The organism is Ancylobacter sonchi (assembly GCF_018390695.1).
GTDB lineage: Bacteria > Pseudomonadota > Alphaproteobacteria > Rhizobiales > Xanthobacteraceae > Ancylobacter > Ancylobacter sonchi.
In genome coordinates, this window is the sequence record NZ_JAHBGF010000036.1 from 556,705 (window position 1) to 571,644 (window position 14,940).

Below are 14,940 nucleotides of genomic sequence, written 5' to 3' on the forward strand. Positions count from 1 at the left end.
CAATCCCCGTGCCGCATTCCCGCCCGCATGGCTGGGCAAGAGACGGACAACGGACGGAGCTGACACGGAAACGAGACAAACCGGCAGAACACGGCTATGCAGCGGCGGCGCGGAGAGGGCCTTCCCACCCGCCGCCGTGCGCCGGCCGCGCAAATCGGATAGGAAGACGCGATGATGGTGGAATGCCTCATGGTGAGTCGATGCTGAATAGGACCCTTCCGGCCGAGCGGGCCGACAGCCCCGGCGTCGCCTCGCTGCTGCGCACGCTGCACAAGGCTTCCGAGGCGGTCGAGGCCCTCACCGACCTCGTGCGGGGCGACGAGGCGCTGCGCGCCGCCTTCGACGCCGCGGTGGAACTGGTGGCGGGCCGCAAGGGCCGGCTGATCATCTCCGGCGTCGGCAAGAGCGGGCATATCGGCCGCAAGATCGCCGCCACCATGGCCTCGACCGGCACGCCGGCTTTCTTCGTGCACCCGACCGAGGCGAGCCACGGCGATCTCGGCATGATCGCCGCCGACGATACGCTGCTGCTGCTGTCCTGGTCGGGCGAGACCGCCGAGCTCGCCAACGTGCTGGCCTATGCCAAGCGCTTCGACATTCCGCTGATCGCCCTCACCTCGCGCGAGGACAGCGCGCTCGGCCGCAACGCCAATGTGATGCTGTGCCTGCCGCAGGTGGCGGAAGCCTGCCCGCACGGCCTCGCCCCAACCACCTCGACGCTGCTCCAGCTCCTGGTCGGCGACGCGCTCGCCATCGCGCTATTGGAGCATCGCGGCTTCACCCCGCAGGATTTTGGCGTCTTCCACCCCGGCGGCAAGCTCGGCTCGCAGCTGCGCCCGGTCGGCGAGATCGCCCATATCGGCGAGGAGATGCCGCTCATCCCGCTCGGCCTGCGCATGAGCGAGGCGCTGCTGGTGATGTCCAGCAAGGGCTTCGGCGTGGTCGGCATCGTCGACGCGGCCGGGGCGCTGGTCGGCGTCATCACCGATGGCGACCTGCGCCGCCACATGGCGCCCGACCTGTTGCAGCAGCCGGTGGAGACGGTGATGTCGAAGCGTCCGCGCGTCGTCGACGAGGCGATGCTGGCGGCGCGCGCTTTGCTGTTGATGCAGTCGGAGAAGATCACCGTCGCCTTCGTGGTCGACACGCAGCGGCGTCCCCAGGGCATCATTCACATCCACGATCTGCTGCGCGCGGGCGTCGCATGAAGAGCGAGACGCTGGTGCTCATTCCGGCGCGGATGGCCTCCACCCGCCTGCCGGGCAAGCCGCTCGCCGACATTGCCGGCGCGCCGATGATCGTGCAGGTCGCCCGCCGGGCGGCGGAAGCCGATATCGGCCGCGTGGTGGTCGCCGTGGATGACGAGGCGGTATTCGGCGCGGTCACCGCCGCCGGCTTCGAGGCGGTGATGACCCGCGCCGACCACCCCTCCGGCTCCGACCGCATCTTCGAGGCGCTGGAGCGCGTCGACCCGCAGGGCCGCGCGCGCTACGTGGTGAACGTGCAGGGCGACCTGCCGACCATCGAGCCGGACACGGTGCGCGCCGCCCTCGCCCCGCTCGCCGATACCAGCGTCGACATCGCCACGCTGTGCGTCGAGATCGTCCGCGCGGAAGAGCGCACCAATCCGAACGTGGTGAAGGTGGTCGGCTCGCCCTTGTCGTACAGCCGCCTGCGCGCGCTGTACTTCACCCGCGCCACCGCCCCCCATGGCGACGGGCCGCTCTATCACCATATCGGGCTCTACGCCTATAAGCGCGCGGCGCTGGAACGCTTCGTGGCACTGCCCCCGTCCCCGCTGGAGCAGCGCGAGAAGCTGGAACAGCTGCGGGCGCTCGAAGCCGGCATGCGCATCGATGTCGAGATCGTCGCCTCGGTGCCGCTCGGCGTCGACACGCCGGAAGACCTCGAGCGCGCGCGCCACATGCTGGCGGCCGCATCCGCCTGACGACGGCAAGGCCGCGAGTGCCGAACAGAGTGCCGAACAGCCAGAATGCCGAAGGCGCACCCTTCGGCCAGGAGTTCACGACGTGAGCATCGAACCGACCACCAACGCCACCATCCAGGTCGGCTCCGGCGACCGGCAGGTCACCTTCGCCAACAAGGCCCCGCTGGCGCTGATTGCCGGCCCCTGCCAGATGGAGAGCCGCGACCACGCCTTCATGATGGCCGAGCGGCTGACCGGGATCTGCGACAAGGCCGGCATCCGCTTCGTCTACAAGTCGTCCTTCGACAAGGCGAACCGCACCTCGCTGTCCGGCAAGCGCGGCATCGGGCTGGACAAGGCGATGGAGGTGTTCGCGGAGTTGAAGCAGCAGTTCGGCTTCCCGGTGCTCACCGACGTCCACACCGAGGAACAGTGCGCGCTGGTCGCGCCGGTGGTCGACGTGCTGCAGATCCCCGCCTTCCTCTCGCGCCAGACTGATCTGCTGATCGCCGCGGCGAAGACCGGGCGGGCGATCAATGTGAAGAAGGGTCAGTTCCTCGCCCCCTGGGACATGCGCAACGTGCTGGCCAAGATCGCCGAGAGCGGCAATCCGAACACGCTGCTGTGCGAGCGCGGCACCAGCTTCGGCTACAACACGCTGGTCTCCGACATGCGCTCGCTGCCGATCATGGCCGATCTCGGCGCGCCGGTGATCTTCGACGCCACCCATTCGGTGCAGCAGCCGGGCGGCCAGGGCGGCTCCTCCGGCGGCCAGCGCGAATATGTCGAGACGCTGGCGCGCGCCGCGGTCGCCATCGGCGTTGCCGGGGTGTTCATCGAGACCCATGAGGATCCGGATCACGCGCCGTCGGACGGCCCCAACATGATCCAGATCGACAACATGCCGGCGCTGATCGCCCGGCTGCAGGCCTTCGACGCCGTCGCCAAATCCTGACGACGGCGCCTAGTGCCTGAACGGCGAGGATCAATCCTCGCCGGGGTCGCCGACGAGGCCGGCCGCCGCGATGCCGGCCAGTGCCGCCGCCTCGTCATTGTCCGAGGTGTCGCCGGAAATGCCGACGACGCCGACCAGCGCGCCGGCCGCATCGCGGATCAGCACGCCGCCCGGCACCGGGACCAGCGCGCCCTCGGCCACATGCGTCACCGAGGCGATGAAGAAGGGCTGCTCCTTGGCGCGCTTGAACAGCGAGCGCGAGCCGAGGCCGAGCGAGAGCGCGCCATAAGCCTTGCCATGCGCCACCCCGGCCCGCTTCAGGCTGGTGCCGTCCTCCGACGCCGCCGCCTTCAGCGCCCCGCGCGCATCGAGCACGACGACGGACATCGGCTTGAAATTGCCCTTGCGGCAATGGTCGAGCGCCGTGGCGACGATGGTCTGGGCGGCAGCGAGGGTCAGTTCGGTCATGGACGCACCTTCATCGGAGGTTTCAGCCGGAAAATCGGACGCCTCCGATAGGCCCGCTCGCCGCGCCGCCGTCAAGCCGGCCGAAAAGCACGAAAGCCCGGCCAGGGCCAGGCTTTCGCTTTTCGAATGCGGGACGGCGTCAGTAGGGCGAGACGCACTGCTGGCGCGGACCGTTATAGGGCTGGAAGGTGTTGTCCGAGACCCGATAGGAGCGGTACTGGCTCGCGCACCACTGCACATGCGCGTTGCCACCGCCGCCGTAGCTCGGCTGGGCGGCAATGGCACCGCCGATCAAAGCACCGGTGGCGAAGGCGGCAGCGGGGAACCACCAGCCATTGTAGCTGCGGTAGCCGGGCCGATAGTAATTATAGCCGCGATGACCGTTGTAATAGTGTCGACCGCCCCTGTTGTAGTATCCACGCGACGCCCCAGCGTAATGACGCGACTGGTAATTCGGCCGGGGCCCGACGCCGGGACGCGGCCCCATATTGGGACGTGGGCGCGGCTGGTATTGCACCTGCTCGATTTGCTGAGCCGGGGCCTGTAGGCCACTCGGGTTCCATGGCACGGCCGCAGCGGGAACAATGCCGGCGCTGGCAAAGGCGGCGATCGCCGCAACAGCGAATGAAATCTTCTTCATCATCGGATTACTCCTGCTATGCCACTCCTGCTACGAACTTTACTTGACACGCATGAATGCATGCCTGAACAGATTCGTCAGCATTTCGTCAGCATTCGGATAAACAAGTGAATGCCTGTTTTGTTCCGCTTTCCGATGACCAATAAAAAACCGGCTCACCCTTTCGGGGAGCCGGCTCTCGTCTTTGGCGATGCTGTCGCGCTCAGCGGATCGGCGGCGCGTACTGGATGCCGCCCTGGCTCCACAACTGGTTGATGCCACGGGGAATGCCGAGCTTGGAGCCGGTGCCCACATTGCGCTCGAACACTTCGCCGTAATTGCCGACCGCTTTCACGATCTGCACCGCCCAGTCCTTGGAGAGACCGAGATCCGCGCCATAGGTACCGTCGGCGCCGACGAAGCGCTTCACGTCCGGCTTCTGCGAGGCCAGCGCCTTGTCGAGCGTGGCGGTGCCGATGCCGAGTTCCTCGGCATTGACCAGCGCGTAGAAGCTCCACTTCACCACGTTCAGCCACACGTCGTCGCCCTGGCGCACCACCGGGCCGAGCGGCTCCTTGGAGATGACGTCGGGCAGCACGATGCTGTCGGCCGGCTTGGCGAGCTTGAGGCGCAGCGCGTAGAGCTGCGACACGTCGGTCGTCAGCACGTCGCACTTGCCCTCGTCATAGGCCTTGACCAGTTCGTCGACGCCCGGCTGCTGGATCAGCTCCAGCTTCATGTTGTTCTGCTGGAAATAGTCCTGCGCATTGAGCGCGCTGGTCGTGCCGGCCTGGGTGCAGACCTTGGAACCGTCGAGCTCCAGCGCGCTGGTCTTGTTCGCCGCCGCCGGGATCATGAAGCCCTGGCCGTCATAATAGGACACCGCGGCGAACAAGAGCTTCAGCCCCGCCTCGCGCGACATGGTCCAGGTGGAGTTGCGCACGAGGACGTCGACTTCGCCCTTGGACAGGGCGGGGAAGCGCGCCTCCGCCGAGAGCGGGACATACTCGACCTTGGCGGGATCGTTGAAGATGGCGGCGGCGATGCCCTTGCACAGATCGACGTCGAAGCCGCTCCACGTGCCGTCCGCGCCCTTGGCCGAGAAGCCGGCGAGCCCCTGATTGACGCCGCATTTCAGCGTGCCGCGCGCCTTGACGTCGGCGAGCGTGTCGGCCTGCGCGACCCCGGTCGCGAACAGGACGCCGGCAGCCGCCAGCGCCATTCCCAGATGTTTCATGCGTTCCCCCTGCGGCCCCTGCCGCATGTCGCCTTGTTCAGAGAGCCGGCGTCTGCCGAATGATGACCTTGGTGCCGACCGGCACGCGGTTGAACAGGTCCTGCACGTCGCTGTTCACCAGCCGGAAGCAGCCGGAGGAGACGGCATAGCCGATGGTCTGCGGCTGGTTGGTGCCGTGGATGCGGTAGACGGTCTGGCCGAGATACAGCGCCGCGGCGCCCATCGGGTTGCCGGGCCCGCCCGCCATGAAGCGCGGCAGGTAGGGCTGGCGCTGGATCATCTCCGGCGGCGGCGTCCAGTCCGGCCACTCGGCCTTGCGCGAGATCTTCTGCAGGCCCGACCACTGGAAGCCGTCGCGGCCGACGCCGATGCCGTAGCGCATCGCCCGGTTGTCGCCGAGCACCAGATAGAGGAAGCGCTCATCGGTGTGGATGATCAGCGTGCCCGGCGGCTCGTTGGTGCGGAAATACACCGGCTGCCGGCGGAAGGTCGGATCGAGCTGTTCCTCGTCCGGCGTCGGCACGCGGCCGGGCTCCTCCTGCACGTCCAGCAGCATGCTGTTGAGCCCGGCGGGCGGGCGGGCCTGGGCCTGCGCCTCGCTGGCGACTCCACCCGACACGGCGGCGGCAAAGGCCAGCGCGCCAACAATGCTCCAACGCATACTTAAATCCCCTCCTCAGATCGCCGCATCCCGCTAGAGGGGGACGTTCGGCACGAGTCACGGTCGCTCCCGGATACCGATCGAAGGGATTTATTCACCACAAGTCAATGACGGATGGTTAATGCCTCGCCGCGGCAACACCGGGATGTGATGGCCTGCCCGCGCCGCGATGTCGCGGGCGGTGGTCAAGAAAAAAGGGAGCGCGTCCTCGCGGGAGAGAGGGCGCGCTCCCTTTGCATGCCCGGGCGCGGCCGGGCATGGAGGAACCGTCTCAGCGCAGATAGCTGACCGCCAGCGCCTCCAGCCGCTCCTGGCGGCCGGAACGCGGCTGCGGGTCGAGCGCGTCGGCCTCCACCCGCGCCGCAATGGCGTCGAGCGAGGAGCCGGGGGCGAGCATCGACTTCGCCGCCGGCGACTGCCAGCCGGCATAGCGCTCGTCGACCGCCTTCTTCAGCGCGCCGTCCTCCACCATGTCGGCGGCGATCAGCAGGGCGCGGGCGCACACATCCATCGCCGACGCATGGGCGAGGACGAGGTCCTCCGGATCGATCGACTGGCGTCGGATCTTGGCGTCGAAATTGGTGCCGCCGGTGGTGTAGCCGCCCGCCTTCAGGATCTCGTACATGGCGAGCGCGGTGTCCTCGACATTGGTCGGGAACTGGTCGGTGTCCCAGCCGGACTGCGCGTCGCCCTTGTTCATGTCGATCGAGCCGAACACGCCGAGCGCCGCCGCCATGGCGATCTCGTGCTCGAAGCTGTGGCCGGCGAGCGTGGCGTGGTTGGCCTCGAGATTGAGCTTCACCTCCTTCTCGAGACCGGCGCGGCAGAGCAGGCCGTACACCGTGCCGACGTCGAAGTCGTACTGGTGCTTGGTCGGCTCCTGCGGCTTCGGCTCGATCAGGATGGTGCCCTTGAAGCCGATCTTGTGCTTGTGCTCGACTACCAGGTTGAGGAAGCGGCCCATATGGTCGAGCTCGCTCTTGAGATCCGTGTTGAGCAGGGTCTCGTAGCCCTCGCGGCCACCCCACAGCACGTAGTTCTCGCCGCCGAGTTCATGGGTGACTTCCAGCACGTTCTTCACCTGCGCGGCGGCATAGGCGAACACGTCCGGATCCGGATTGGTGGCGGCGCCCGCCATGAAGCGGCGGTTGGAGAACAGGTTCGCCGTGCCCCACAAGAGCTTCACCTTCGACGTCTCCATCTTCTTGGCGAAGATGTCGGCGATGGCGCGGACATTGGCGTTCGATTCCTTCAGGCTCTTGCCCTCGGGAGCGATGTCGCGGTCGTGGAAGGCGAAATACGGCACGTCGAGCAGGCGGAACAGCTCGAAGGCGACGTCGGCCTTGGCGCGGGCGAGGTCCATCTCGTCGGCGCCGTGCATCCACGGGCGCAGGAAGGTCTCGCCGCCGAAGGGATCGCCGCCCGGCCAGGTGAAGCTGTGCCAATAGGCCACCGCGAAGCGCAGATGGTCCTCCATCCGCTTGCCGAGCACGACGCGGTCCTTGTCGTACCAGCGGAAGGCGAACGGATTCCGGCTCTCCGGCCCTTCATAGGCCAGCGGCGCGGCGAGCTCGAAGAAGCGAGCGGGGGCATTCATGAGGTGACTCCCTTCAATGCGGGGTACAGCGCGCGGTAGCGGGCATGCTTTTCCGCATAGGCTTGTTGAAGCGCCGGGGTCGGCGCGATGGTCTCGATGCGGCGCGGCGGCAGGCAGATGGCGGTCGGGCTCTCGCCGGTCGCCGCCATGCGCGCCAGCCGGGCGGCGCCGAACGCCCCGCCCCGCTCGCCGTCCTCGATGCGGTTGATCGGCAGGCCGAGCACGTTGGCGATGACCGCGGTCCAGTAGCGCGAGCGCGAGCCGCCGCCGATGATGTCGGCACTGGACAGCGTGGTGCCGGCGGCGTTCAGCGCGTCGAGGCAGTCCTTGAACGCGAAGGCGACGCCTTCGAGCACCGCCTGCGTCAGCGTCTCGCGCGAGGTCTCATGGTCGAGGCCGATGAAGGCGCCGCGAATGGTGGTGTCGTTGTGCGGGGTGCGCTCGCCGGAAAGGTAAGGCAGGAAAACCGCCCGCGACGGCGCGGCCGGCGCGTCGCCGAGCGGCTTCAGGAGGTCGCCGGGCGAGATGCCCTCGGTCTGCGCCCACCAGCCGAGCGCCGAGGCGGCCGAGAGGATCACCCCCATCTGGTGCCAGGTGGCGGGGATGGCGTGGCAGAAGGCGTGCACGCTCGACTGCGGGTTCGGCGCGAAGCGGTCGGTGGTCGCCCACAGCACGCCGGAGGTGCCGAGCGAGACGAAGGCGTCGCCGGCATGGATGGCGCCGAGGCCGATGGCGCCGGCGGCATTGTCGCCCGCCCCGCCCGCCAGCACCGGCGGCGTCGCCATGCCCCAGCGGGCGGCGAGCTCCGGCTTGATGCGGGCCGCGACTTCGCTGCCCTCGACAAGGCGTGGCATGTGCGAGCGGTCGAGGCCGGTGGCGGCCAGCGCCGCGTCCGACCAGTCGCGCTTGCCGACGTCGAGCCACAGCGTGCCGGAGGCGTCGGACATCTCCTCGACCATCTCGCCGGTCAGGCGATAGCCGACATAGGCCTTGGGCAGCAGCACCTTGGCGGTGCGGGCGAAGATGTCCGGCTCGTGCTTGCGCACCCAGATCAGCTTCGGCGCGGTGAAGCCGGGAAAGGCGAGGTTGCCGGTCACCTGGTGCAGGCTCGGGAAGGCGGCCTCAAGCTCCACGCACTCGGCGGCCGAGCGGCCGTCGTTCCACAGGATCGCCGGCCGCAGCACCGCGCCGGAGGCGTCGAGCAGCACCGCACCGTGCATCTGGCCGGACAGGCCGATGCCCGTCACCGCCGCCAGTTCCGCCGGTCGCGCCGCCTTGAGCTGGTCGAGGCTGGCGAGCGTCGCCTGCCACCAGTCCTCGGGGTTCTGCTCGCTGTGCCCCGGTTGCGGCCGGGACACCGACAGCGGCACTTCGGCAGTGGCCAGCACCGCCTGGGTCTCGTCGACGAGCACCGCCTTGATGGCGGACGTGCCTATATCGAGGCCGACAAACATGCCTCACTTCCTTTCATTCACCGTGATTCCACACCGCATTGGCGCAGTGGCGTATCACGGCAGATTGTCCCGCACGAAGATGTCGATGCGGATGCGCTCCTGCTCGTCGAACAGCGGCTCGCCCGAGCAATGGGCGAGCAGCACCCGCGCCGCCGAGCGCGACTGGTGGCCGGCATCCTGGTTGATCACCGCGTCCATCACGCCGCGCAGCAGGAAGCGGCGGGTGTCGTCGGTGAGGTCGTGGCCGATGAAGATCCGCTCGCCGGCCTGCCCCGCCGCCGCCAGCGCGGCGGCGATGCCGCTATTGCCGGCGCCGACATTGTAGATGGCGACCAGGTCGGGCACGTCGCGCAGCATCTGCTCGACGATCGCCTGCGTCCGCACGTCCTCATCGAGGCTTTCCTGCGCCGCCAGCAGCTTCAGCCCCGGGTATTCGCCGGACAGCACCTGGGTGAAGCCGAATTGCCGCTCGGCGTGGTCGCGCAGCGCCGGCGTGCCGACGATCAGCCCGACTGACCCCTGCCGGCCGCCGGCGAAGCGGCCGATCAGCGTGCCGGCGGTGCGGCCAGCGGCGATGTTGTCGACGCCGACATAATGGCGGCGGTGTGAGGACGGCACGTCAGAGACCAGCGTCACCACCACCATGCCGGCGGCGGTGAGGTCGTCGATGGCCGAGCGCACCCGCGGATGGTCGAGCGCCACCACCGCCACGCCGTCATAGCGGCCGATCAGCGCCTCCAGCGTCGAGGCCAGCGCCTCCGGGGCGAAGACGTCGACGCGCAGGAGGTCGATGAAGGCGTTGTGGGTCGACAGCCATTCGGCGGTGTTGGTCACCTGCTCGGCGAGCTGGCGCATGAAGACGTTCGGCCCGGACGGCAGCACGAAGCAGAAGCGGTAGGTCTCGCCGCGCGCCAGCCGCGCCGCCGCGGCGTTCGGCCGGTAGCCGAGCCGGGCCACCACGTCACGCACCCGCTCCGCCGTGGCGCCGCGCACGCCGGCGCGCCCGTTCAGCACACGGTCGGCGGTGGCCAGCGACACGCCGGCCTCGCGGGCGACGTCCTGAAGGGTGATGCGTGAGGAAACTCTCGACATGGCGAAAGGTTGCCCTCAAAATCTGACGTACGCAACTCATGAATGAGATGTCCACCAATTAGACAACGAGCGAAACGTCGTGGTGGAATTGTTCTGTTGCGATGCGAAGGAGGCTCGACGAAGGCACCAAACCTGTGCAAAGTCGACTCCCGATTGCAGAGGAGGGAAAAACCCGTCATCCAATTTGAGGTTCGAACATCAAGAGAAAGAGGCCGCTGACGGCCCATCCCTCAAATCGGGCCCTGCACCCGATCACCACGCATCCTTTTGGGAGGAACGCATGAAGTCCAAGCTTACCGTCACCGTGGCGGCCTTCGCGATGCTCGTCGCGACCGGCGCCGCCCGCGCCGCCGACACCGTCGTTGGCGTCTCCTGGTCGAACTTCCAGGAAGAGCGCTGGAAGACCGACGAGGCGGCGATCAAGAAGGCGCTCGCGGCCGCCGGCGCCAAGTACATCTCGGCGGACGCGCAGTCCTCCGCCTCCAAGCAGCTCTCCGACGTCGAGGCGCTGATCGCGCAGGGCGCCAATGTGCTGATCATCCTGGCCCAGGATTCCGACGCCATCGCCCCGGCCATCACCAAGGCGCAGAGCGAGGGCATCCCGGTCGTCGGCTATGACCGCCTGATCGAGAACCCCTACGCCTACTACATCACCTTCGACAACAAGGAGGTGGGTCGCCTGCAGGCCGCCGAGGTGCAGAAGATCAAGCCGAAGGGCAATTACCTCTTCATCAAGGGCTCGGCCTCCGATCCGAATGCCGACTTCCTGTTCTCCGGCCAGATGGAAGTGCTGAAGCCCGCCATCGACAAGGGCGACATCAAGAATGTCGGCGAGGCCTATACCGACTCGTGGCTGCCGGCCAACGCCCAGCGCAACACCGAGCAGATGCTGACCGCCAACAACAACAAGGTCGACGCTGTCGTCGCCTCCAATGACGGCACCGCCGGCGGCGCCGTGGCCGCGCTCGCCGCCCAGGGCCTCGCCGGCACAGTGCCGGTCTCCGGCCAGGACGCCGACTTCGCCGCGCTGAACCGCGTCGCCCTCGGCACCCAGACCGTGTCGGTGTGGAAGGACTCGCGCGAGCTCGGCAAGCGCGCCGCGGAGATCGCCCTCGACCTCGCCAAGGGCACCGAGCCCGCCAAGGTCGCCGGCACCGCCACCTTCACCGGCGGCCCGAAGAAGGTGCCGATGAACTCCACCTTCCTGAAGCCGATCCCGATCACCAAGGACAATCTCGGCGTGATTATCGAGGCCGGCTGGGTGCCGAAGGCCACCGTGTGCCAGGGCGTGAAGGCCGGCACCGTCAAGGCCTGCAACTGATCGTCGTCCAACAACGCGGCGGGGCGCGAACCCCGCCGCCGCCCTTCAACGGGTCGGCTGAGGAGTACGCCCCATGAGCCAGTCCACGAGCCATTCCACCATCGCACCCGCCCCCGCGCGCCCGGCCTCGCCGCCGCAGGCGCCCGCGCCGTCGCTCATCGGCGCGCTGGAGCTCGACGTGCGCTTCCTCGGCATGGTCGGCGCGCTGGCCGTCATCTGGATCGTCTTCGACTTCCTCGCCGACGGCACGTTCCTGACCCCGCGCAATCTCTGGAACCTCTCGGTCCAGACCGCCTCCATCGCCGTGATGTCGACCGGCATGGTCCTCGTCATCGTGATGCGCCACATCGATCTGTCGGTGGGCTCCATCCTCGGCGTCACCGGCATGATCATGGCGGTGTTCCAGGTCAGCACGCTGATGCCGACCTTCGGCTTCAACCACCCGGCCGTGGTGGTGCTCACCCTCATCTCCGGCGTCGCCATCGGCGCGCTGATCGGCACGCTGCACGGCTTCGTCATCGCCTATCTCGGCGTGCCCGCCTTCATCGTCACCCTCGGCGGCCTCTTGGTCTGGCGCGGCGCCGCCTGGGCGGTGGCGGAAGGTAAGACCATCCCGCTGGTCGACGACCATTTCAAGCTGCTCGGCGGCGGCGCCGACGGCTCGATCGGTGCCTTCTGGAGCTGGGTCGTGGCGGCGATGGCCTGCATCGTCATCGTGCTCGCCACCGTGCAGGCCCGCCGCCAGCGCCAGCGCTTCCGCTTCCCGCTGAAGCCGGTCTGGGCCGAGCTGGTCACCGCCGGCGCCGGCTGCCTCGCGGTGATCGCCGCCACGCTGGTGGTCAACGCCTACACGCTGCCCGCCGCGCTCGCCCGCCGCTACGCCGAGGCCAACGGCCTGACCGTGCCGCCGGAGGGTCTCGCCATCTCCTTCGGCTTCGCGGTGCCGGTGCTGGTCGCGCTCGCCATCGGCGTGATCATGACCTTCGTCACCACCCGCACCCGCTTCGGCCGCTACGTGTTCGCCATCGGCGGCAACCCGGAAGCCGCCGAGCTCGCCGGCATCAACACCAAGCGGGTGACGCTGATGGTGTTCGCACTGATGGGCGGCCTCGCCGCCATCGGCGCCGCCATCTCCACCGCCCGCCTGAATTCGGCGACCAACGCCCAGGGCACATTGGATGAGCTCTATGTCATCGCCGCGGCGGTGATCGGCGGCACCTCGCTGGCCGGCGGCGCGGGCACCGTGGCCGGCGCCATGCTCGGCGCCCTCGTCATGCAGAGCCTGCAATCGGGCATGGTGCTGATGCGGGTCGACACCCCCTACCAGAACATCGTGGTCGGCATCGTGCTGGTGGTCGCCGTCTGGGTCGACACCCTCTACCGCAAGCGCTTCAAGTGAGAGGAGGCGACATCATGGCTGCACAAGGTTCGACGTCCCCCACCGCCTCCGCTCCGCTCGTCGACATGCGCGACATCTCGATCGCCTTCGGCGGCATCCGTGCCGTCGACGGGGTCAATGTCGATCTCTATCCCGGCGAAGTGGTCGGCCTGCTCGGGCATAATGGCGCCGGCAAGTCGACGCTGATCAAGATCCTCGCCGGCGCCTACCGGCCGGACTCCGGCGAGATCCGCATAAATGGCGAGAAGGCCGAGATCGGCAATCCGCGCGATGCCAAGCGCTACGGCATCGAGACGATCTACCAGACGCTGGCGCTGGCCGACAATGTCGACGCCGCCGCCAATTTGTTCCTCGGCCGCGAGATCATGACGCCGTGGGGCACATTGGACGACGTCGCCATGGAGGCGGCGGCGCGCGAGGTGATGGGCCGGCTCAACCCGAACTTCCGCAAGTTCAAGGAGCCGGTGCGCGGTCTTTCCGGCGGCCAGCGCCAGTCGGTGGCCATCGCCCGCGCCATCCACTTCAACGCCAAGATCCTGATCATGGACGAGCCGACCGCCGCGCTCGGCCCGCAGGAGACCGCGCAGGTGGCAGAGCTGATCAAGCAGCTGAAGGCCGAGGGCATCGGCATCTTCCTGATCAGCCACGACATCCACGACGTCTTCGATCTCGCCGACCGCGTCAGCGTGATGAAGAACGGCAAGCTGGTCGGCACCGCCCGCACCACCGACGTCACCAAGGACGAGGTGCTCGGCATGATCATCATGGGCAAGAGCCCGCCCGGCGCCATCGCCGGCCCGGGTGCCGTGCACTAGGGCCCTTTCCGGTCAGGTGGAAACCTGATCGATAGGAAAGTGCTCTGGATTCAATAAGCTGGAACATGTTCCAGCGTCCACATCCGGGACGGGGCGAAGAAAACGCTGCCCCGTCCCTGAAGATCGGAAGCTTTTCCCGGCCGGCCGATGCTATCGCTGCGTCAGGAGACGCTTCGGCGCCGAGGGCGGCATCCGGTCGCTTGGTCGTCCGTCCCAGGGCGTGCTACGTCCTTGGGCTGAAGTGAGGCAGCGCGACGGACGGCATGAGCAACCGCGTACGACAGATGGGCCTGATGGCGGCGAGCCTCGTCGTCGCCTATCTGCTCGTCCTCAATGTCGTGCTCGGTGGCCTCGCCATGGGCACCCATGCCGGAATGGGCGTGGCGCTCGGCCCGTCCGGCGAGGTCATCTGTCTCGCCGCGCCGACGGAAGATGGCCCGAGCGACAAGGCCGGCCATCTGCCCGATTGCTGCACCGCCGGTTGCCGCATCGGCATGCTGGCCTCGCTGCCGCCGCCGGATCTCGCCGCCCTCCCCGCGCCGCTCGTCCTGCCGGCGCTGGCGCTCGTCGCCGCTCCCGCCGACGACGCGCAGGCCGGTACCGGCCATCTCCCGCACAATGCCCGCGCCCCTCCCCTGGCCTGACGCAGACCCGCCTCGTCGCCTCTGTCGTCATTCGGCCGGGATTCGTCCCGTGCCGGCCCACGGGAATTCAGCATGTCCGCCCTGCTTCACAGCTTCCGCGATTCCACCCAGCGCCTCGCCTTCGCCCTGCTCGCTCTCGCAGTGCTGCTCTTCGCCTTCGACAGCGCCCATGCGCACGGCTACAAGGCCGGCGCGATCGAGATCGGCCATCCCTGGGCGCGGATGACGCCGCCCGGTGCCAAGGTCGGCGGCGCCTATCTCTCCATCGAGAACACCGGCACCACGCCCGACCGCCTCGTCTCGGTCACCGTCGCGCCCGACATCGCCGGCCGCGCCGAGATCCACGAAATGAGCGTCACCGACGGGGTGATGAAGATGCAGATGCTGCCCGACGGCGTCGCCATCCCCGCCGGCGGCAAGGTCGCGCTGGCGCCCGGCGGCTATCACCTGATGCTGCAGGACCTCAAGCAACCGCTGAAGGAAGGCGCCAGCTTCAAGGGCACGCTGACCTTCGAGAAGGCCGGCACGGTCGCCGTCGACTTCAAGGTCGAGGGCATGGCCGGCCCGAAGGGTGCCGCGCCGCAGGCGGGCGACCCGCATGCTGGCCACGACATGAGCACCATGCCGGCGGGTAGTATGCCGGCGGGCACCACCCCGTCGAACTGAAGCTGAGCCCCGAGCCCGCCCGCACCGGCCGGATGAACGCCGGCGCGGAACCGCTCCCGTCCTTCATCGCCTGACGCCTCGCCGC

15 protein-coding genes are annotated in these 14,940 nt (G+C 68.3%); 8 read left to right on the forward strand and 7 right to left on the reverse strand.

What is annotated here, in order from left to right; translation table 11 throughout:
• Positions 1-200 precede the first annotated feature (200 nt).
• The 3 genes from KHC28_RS23415 to kdsA all read left to right on the forward strand — a co-directional run bounded on the left by KHC28_RS23415 (position 201) and on the right by kdsA (position 2,882).
• Positions 201-1,208 carry a KpsF/GutQ family sugar-phosphate isomerase gene (locus KHC28_RS23415; protein ID WP_214010757.1) on the forward strand — a complete coding sequence of 336 codons (1,008 nt, stop codon included), beginning with the start codon at positions 201-203 and terminating at the stop codon, positions 1,206-1,208.
• Complete coding sequence (locus KHC28_RS23420; protein ID WP_214010758.1) at positions 1,205-1,948, forward strand: 3-deoxy-manno-octulosonate cytidylyltransferase; 744 nt, start codon at positions 1,205-1,207, stop codon at positions 1,946-1,948. The genes KHC28_RS23415 and KHC28_RS23420 overlap by 4 nt, the downstream gene beginning before the upstream one ends.
• Before the next feature lie 88 nt (positions 1,949-2,036).
• Positions 2,037-2,882 (forward strand): 3-deoxy-8-phosphooctulonate synthase, encoded by an 846-nt coding sequence (gene kdsA / locus KHC28_RS23425; RefSeq protein WP_312893326.1) that lies wholly within the window; start codon positions 2,037-2,039, stop codon positions 2,880-2,882.
• Positions 2,883-2,912: 30 nt separating this feature from the next.
• Here kdsA and KHC28_RS23430 read toward each other — a convergent pair whose 3' ends face one another.
• From KHC28_RS23430 to KHC28_RS23460, 7 genes are all read right to left on the reverse strand, one after another.
• The gene (locus tag KHC28_RS23430) at positions 2,913-3,350 is read right to left on the reverse strand and encodes a GlcG/HbpS family heme-binding protein (protein WP_214010760.1); all 438 of its coding nucleotides are present in this window, start codon (positions 3,348-3,350) and stop codon (positions 2,913-2,915) included.
• Between the two features lie 139 nt (positions 3,351-3,489).
• Positions 3,490-3,993, reverse strand: a complete 504-nt coding sequence (locus KHC28_RS23435) for a BA14K family protein (protein WP_246565117.1) — start codon at positions 3,991-3,993, stop codon at positions 3,490-3,492.
• A gap of 199 nt (positions 3,994-4,192) precedes the next feature.
• A complete protein-coding gene (locus KHC28_RS23440; protein ID WP_214010761.1) occupies positions 4,193-5,206 on the reverse strand; it encodes an amino acid ABC transporter substrate-binding protein in 1,014 nt (337 codons plus the stop codon).
• Positions 5,207-5,243: 37 nt separating this feature from the next.
• Positions 5,244-5,867: a L,D-transpeptidase gene (locus KHC28_RS23445; RefSeq protein ID WP_214010762.1), complete on the reverse strand. Its 624-nt coding sequence runs from the start codon at positions 5,865-5,867 to the stop codon at positions 5,244-5,246.
• 271 nt (positions 5,868-6,138) lie between these two features.
• Entirely contained in the window at positions 6,139-7,464 is a 1,326-nt protein-coding gene (gene xylA / locus KHC28_RS23450; RefSeq protein WP_214010763.1) for a xylose isomerase, read from the reverse strand.
• Positions 7,461-8,918: a xylulokinase gene (gene xylB / locus KHC28_RS23455; protein WP_214010764.1), complete on the reverse strand. Its 1,458-nt coding sequence runs from the start codon at positions 8,916-8,918 to the stop codon at positions 7,461-7,463. The genes xylA and xylB overlap by 4 nt, the downstream gene beginning before the upstream one ends.
• A 54-nt stretch (positions 8,919-8,972) precedes the next feature.
• Complete coding sequence (locus tag KHC28_RS23460; RefSeq protein ID WP_214010765.1) at positions 8,973-10,010, reverse strand: LacI family DNA-binding transcriptional regulator; 1,038 nt, start codon at positions 10,008-10,010, stop codon at positions 8,973-8,975.
• 280 nt (positions 10,011-10,290) lie between these two features.
• On the opposite strand from KHC28_RS23460, the gene xylF reads away from it, so the two are divergent.
• From xylF to KHC28_RS23485, 5 genes are all read left to right on the forward strand, one after another.
• Positions 10,291-11,331, forward strand: coding sequence for a D-xylose ABC transporter substrate-binding protein (gene xylF, locus KHC28_RS23465; RefSeq protein ID WP_214010766.1), 1,041 nt, complete (start codon positions 10,291-10,293; stop codon positions 11,329-11,331).
• 73 nt (positions 11,332-11,404) lie between these two features.
• Positions 11,405-12,730 carry a sugar ABC transporter permease gene (locus KHC28_RS23470; protein ID WP_214010767.1) on the forward strand — a complete coding sequence of 442 codons (1,326 nt, stop codon included), beginning with the start codon at positions 11,405-11,407 and terminating at the stop codon, positions 12,728-12,730.
• Positions 12,731-12,744: 14 nt separating this feature from the next.
• The gene (locus KHC28_RS23475; RefSeq protein WP_214010768.1) at positions 12,745-13,545 is read left to right on the forward strand and encodes an ATP-binding cassette domain-containing protein; all 801 of its coding nucleotides are present in this window, start codon (positions 12,745-12,747) and stop codon (positions 13,543-13,545) included.
• 263 nt (positions 13,546-13,808) lie between these two features.
• A complete protein-coding gene (locus tag KHC28_RS23480) occupies positions 13,809-14,189 on the forward strand; it encodes a hypothetical protein (protein WP_214010769.1) in 381 nt (126 codons plus the stop codon).
• Positions 14,190-14,261: 72 nt separating this feature from the next.
• Entirely contained in the window at positions 14,262-14,855 is a 594-nt protein-coding gene (locus KHC28_RS23485) for a copper chaperone PCu(A)C (protein ID WP_214010770.1), read from the forward strand.
• Positions 14,856-14,940: the final 85 nt, after the last annotated feature.

What these genes read in the sequence shown, in the direction of transcription:
- KHC28_RS23415 (WP_214010757.1), top strand. Translation starts at nt 201, where the DNA reads ATGCTGAATAGGACCCTTCCGGCCGAGCGGGCCGACAGCCCCGGCGTC.
- KHC28_RS23420 (WP_214010758.1), top strand. Translation starts at nt 1,205, where the DNA reads ATGAAGAGCGAGACGCTGGTGCTCATTCCGGCGCGGATGGCCTCCACC.
- KHC28_RS23430 (WP_214010760.1), bottom strand. Translation starts at nt 3,350, where the DNA reads ATGACCGAACTGACCCTCGCTGCCGCCCAGACCATCGTCGCCACGGCG.
- KHC28_RS23435 (WP_246565117.1), bottom strand. Translation starts at nt 3,993, where the DNA reads ATGATGAAGAAGATTTCATTCGCTGTTGCGGCGATCGCCGCCTTTGCC.
- KHC28_RS23440 (WP_214010761.1), bottom strand. Translation starts at nt 5,206, where the DNA reads ATGAAACATCTGGGAATGGCGCTGGCGGCTGCCGGCGTCCTGTTCGCG.
- KHC28_RS23445 (WP_214010762.1), bottom strand. Translation starts at nt 5,867, where the DNA reads ATGCGTTGGAGCATTGTTGGCGCGCTGGCCTTTGCCGCCGCCGTGTCG.
- xylA (WP_214010763.1), bottom strand. Translation starts at nt 7,464, where the DNA reads ATGAATGCCCCCGCTCGCTTCTTCGAGCTCGCCGCGCCGCTGGCCTAT.
- xylB (WP_214010764.1), bottom strand. Translation starts at nt 8,918, where the DNA reads ATGTTTGTCGGCCTCGATATAGGCACGTCCGCCATCAAGGCGGTGCTC.
- KHC28_RS23460 (WP_214010765.1), bottom strand. Translation starts at nt 10,010, where the DNA reads ATGTCGAGAGTTTCCTCACGCATCACCCTTCAGGACGTCGCCCGCGAG.
- xylF (WP_214010766.1), top strand. Translation starts at nt 10,291, where the DNA reads ATGAAGTCCAAGCTTACCGTCACCGTGGCGGCCTTCGCGATGCTCGTC.
- KHC28_RS23470 (WP_214010767.1), top strand. Translation starts at nt 11,405, where the DNA reads ATGAGCCAGTCCACGAGCCATTCCACCATCGCACCCGCCCCCGCGCGC.
- KHC28_RS23475 (WP_214010768.1), top strand. Translation starts at nt 12,745, where the DNA reads ATGGCTGCACAAGGTTCGACGTCCCCCACCGCCTCCGCTCCGCTCGTC.
- KHC28_RS23480 (WP_214010769.1), top strand. Translation starts at nt 13,809, where the DNA reads ATGAGCAACCGCGTACGACAGATGGGCCTGATGGCGGCGAGCCTCGTC.
- KHC28_RS23485 (WP_214010770.1), top strand. Translation starts at nt 14,262, where the DNA reads ATGTCCGCCCTGCTTCACAGCTTCCGCGATTCCACCCAGCGCCTCGCC.